This window comes from Rhizobacter sp. P1_G5 (assembly GCF_056405435.1).
Genome location: NZ_JBFUCB010000695.1, coordinates 1 through 3,510, shown reverse-complemented (window position 1 = coordinate 3,510; position 3,510 = coordinate 1). Strand labels below are relative to the sequence as shown.

The following is a 3,510-nucleotide window of genomic DNA, read 5'->3' as shown; positions in this document are numbered from 1 at the left end:
CATCATCGCCGCGGTGCTGGGCCTGGGCGGCTCGGTGGGCGATGCGCAGATCGTCGTCTACAACGGGCTGGGCACGCCGGTGCAGGTGACGGTGGCCGGGCGCCCGCCGCTGGCGGTCGCACCGAACGCGCTGCAGCGGCTCACGCTGCCGGCCGGGCACATGGTGCAGGTCGAGTCGCGCACGCCGAAGGGCGCRCTGATCGAGTCGTTCGAGGCCGATGCGAAGGGCAGCTTCGGCACCTACGTCTACAACGTCGCGTCGGCCGCGCCGCTGGTCGAGTGGACCGCGGTGTACGGCCGCACGCAGAGCATTCCGGAGCGCATGCTCGGCACGCCGCGCTGGTTGTCGACCGGCGCCGAGCATGTGTTCGAGGAGCCGCCGAAGTCGATCAGCACGAAGGGCGGCGGCGGCACGCGCACCGTGTTGCAGGGGCTGGTCGACATGCCGCCCGATCGGCAGCTGGACGCCTTGGCCAACGACGTGCAGCGCCGCCAGCTGATCGCCACGCGTGCCGAGCAGGACGGCACGCAGAATGCTGCGCATGCCGAGGTCTGCGCCCGCCATGTGGCGGCCAGCCGGGCGGCGCAGGACAACCCGAACCTGCGCTATGCCGCGGTGCGCTGCGACACCGAGAGCCCGCAGAAGTGGCAGGCCTTCATCGACGGCCATGCGCGCTGGCCGGCGCACGCGTGGTTCGGCTATGCCGCGGCGTATTCCGAACTCGACTTCGGCCGCCTCGATGCAGGCCTGGCCGGCCTGGGCGAAGCGCGCGGGCGCATGGCCTCGCTGGCGAGCTACATCGCGATCGACGAGGCGCGGCTGCGCCGCTTCCTGAAGCAGGACGACGCGAAGCGCATGGCCGAGCTGACCAAGGCGTCGCCGGTGCTGCGCGCGCGCCTGGCGATGGAGAGCGGGACCGCGCCGGCCGAGGAAGGCCTGCCGACCGAGTACGCCGAGCTGGCGCGCGGCCGCATCGATGCGGCGATGAAGGCCGCGGCCGGCGGCTCCGCGCACCGCCAGGCCCGCCTGCTGCGGTTGGCGGCGGCGTCCGACGGTGCCGATCAGCCACTCGTCCTGCGTGCGATCGCGCTGCCGACGGACAGCGGCGTCGACGATGCGACCGCGTGGCTCGCTGCTGCCGTCGCGGCACGCGGCGGGCAGGACATCGAGCCCTTCGTTGCCGCCGTCGCGCGCCGCTCGCCGACCGATGCAGCGCTGATGCGGGTGTTCTTCGAGCAACTGCAGAAGACGCGCGATGTCGGCGTGGCCGAGCGCGTGCTGGCCGAGATGTCGTTCCAATGGCGCGTGCACGCGTACGCGGCCGGCGTCGTGCTGCTCGGCCGCGAGGCGCCGGCGGCGTGGCGCGATGCGGCCCGCCGGCTGCTGTTCGCCGACGAGCGGCCGTATTTCACCCCGCCTGCATGACTTCGCGGATCAGCGCGATGAACGCCCGCAAGCCCGCCGGCACATGCCGGCGTGTCGGGTAGTACAGGCAGATGCCGGGGTAGGGCGGCGTCCAGTCCGCGAGCATGCGCAGCAGCCGTCCCTGCTTCAGGTCGTCGCCGACGTGCAGCTCCGACAGGTAGCCGACACCGACGCCGGCGAAGACCGCGCTGCGCATCAGTGACGGCTCGTCGAGCGTGATCGGGCCGGGCACGTCCAGCGTCAGCGATTCGCCGTGCCGCTCGAACTCCCAGCGGTAGCGCGCGCCGCTCGCCAGGCGCCAGCGGATGCAGCGGTGGTTCATCAACTCGCCCGGCGTGGCGGCGCTGCCGTGCGCCGCCACGTAGTCGTGCGACGCGACCACCGCCATGCGCATCGCGCCGCTCATCGGCACCGCGATCATGTCGCGCGGCACCGTGTCGGCCACCCGGATGCCGGCGTCGTAGCCCTCGGCGACGATGTCGATCAGCCGCCCTTCGGTGACCAGGTCGACCTGCATCTGCGGGTAGCGCTTCAGGAACTCGAGCACGATCGGCTCGAACACGATGCGCGCCGCACCGACCGAGGTGTTCAGCCGCAGCGTGCCGGCCGGCGTGTCGCGCAGCAGGTTCACCGCCTCCATCGCGCCGCGGATGTCGCCCAGCGCCGGCGCGATGCGCGCGACGAACTGCTCGCCGGCCCCGGACAGCGCCACGCTGCGCGTCGTGCGGTTGAAGAGGCGCACGCCGAGGCGCGCCTCGAGCCCGGCCACCGCGCTGCTCAGCGCCGAGGTCGACATGCCCATGTCGGTGGCGGCTGCACGGAAGCTGCCGTGCCGCGCCACGGCCAGCACCGCTTCCAGTTCGACGAGGCCTGACTTGTGCATTGTCCTGATTACCAGAACTAGTCATCGGGATTCGTGCAGCTTATCAAATCAATGCCCGGCCTCTAGATTCGATGCATCCCTTCATTGCACAGGACATCGACATGCACGGCATCACCCGGATCTACATCGACGGCGCCTTCGTCGCCCCGCACGGCCAGGAGCGTTTCGACCTCTTCAACCCGGCCACCGAGGCGCTTATCGGCCAGGTCGCGCTCGGTGACGTGGAGGATGCGCGCCGCGCGATCGCCGCCGCCCGGCGCGCGCTGCCCGGCCTGTCGCGCAGCCCGAAGGCCGAGCGCGTCGCGATGCTGCGCCGCCTGCACCGGGCGGTGCTGGCGCGCGTCGACGACATCCGCGACGCGACCATCCTCGAGTACGGCGGGCCGGTGTCGCGGGCGCAGTGGGGCGCGCAGTACGCGGCCGACGCCTTCCTGCTGGCGGCGCAGACGCTGGAGGCCTATCCACTCGAACGGCGCATCGGCAGCGCCGACGTCGTGATGGAAGCGGTCGGCGTGGTCGGGCTGATCACGCCGTGGAATGCGAATGCCGGCTTCATCTGCAATAAGCTCGCCACCGCGATCGCGGCCGGCTGCACTGCAGTGATCAAGCCCAGCGAGATGAGCGCGATCCAGACCCAGGTCGTCACCGAGGCGCTGCACGCGGCCGGCCTGCCGCCGGGCGTGTTCAACATCGTCAACGGCCGCGGCGACGTGGTCGGTGCCGAGATCGCCACGCACCCCGATGTCGCGAAGATCTCGTTCACCGGCTCGACGACCGTCGGCAAGGGCATCCTGCGGGCCGGCGTCGAGACGATGAAGCGCGTGACGCTCGAGCTCGGCGGCAAGTCGCCGACCGTGATCCTCGACGACGCGGACACCGACGCGGCGGTGAAGCTCGCCGTCGCGGCCGGTTTCATCAACAGCGGCCAGGCCTGCATCGCCGGCACGCGCATCCTGGTGCCGCAGGTGCGGATGGCGGAGTACGCGCAGCGCATCGGCGATGCGGTGGCGCAGGTGCGGGTCGGCGACCCGGCCGATCCGTCAACGGCGATCGGGCCGATGGTGAGCCAGCGGCAGTTCGATCGGGTGCAGCGCTACATCGGGATCGGCATCGCCGAGGGCGCCCGGCTGGTGACCGGCGGCGAGGGCCGGCCCGACGGCCTGCCGCGCGGCTGGTTCATCCGCCCGACGGTGTTCGCCGA

Annotated in this window: 3 protein-coding genes; 2 read left to right on the top strand and 1 reads right to left on the bottom strand. The window is 71.8% G+C overall.

Annotated features, from left to right (window positions below):
• A partial coding sequence (locus tag AC1D12_RS29640; RefSeq protein ID WP_477844777.1) for a hypothetical protein occupies positions 1-1,426 on the top strand: 1,426 nt, incomplete at its 5' end.
• Here the strand turns inward: AC1D12_RS29640 and AC1D12_RS29635 are convergent.
• Positions 1,410-2,309, bottom strand: coding sequence for a LysR family transcriptional regulator (locus tag AC1D12_RS29635; RefSeq protein WP_477829251.1), 900 nt, complete (start codon positions 2,307-2,309; stop codon positions 1,410-1,412). The genes AC1D12_RS29640 and AC1D12_RS29635 overlap by 17 nt on opposite strands.
• A gap of 101 nt (positions 2,310-2,410) precedes the next feature.
• Here AC1D12_RS29635 and AC1D12_RS29630 point away from each other — a divergent pair.
• On the top strand, positions 2,411-3,510 hold a 1,100-nt coding region (locus AC1D12_RS29630; protein ID WP_477844775.1), incomplete at its 3' end, for an aldehyde dehydrogenase family protein.

Coding starts and splice junctions, on each gene's coding strand:
- AC1D12_RS29635 (WP_477829251.1), bottom strand. CDS start 2,309: ATGCACAAGTCAGGCCTCGTCGAACTGGAAGCGGTGCTGGCCGTGGCG.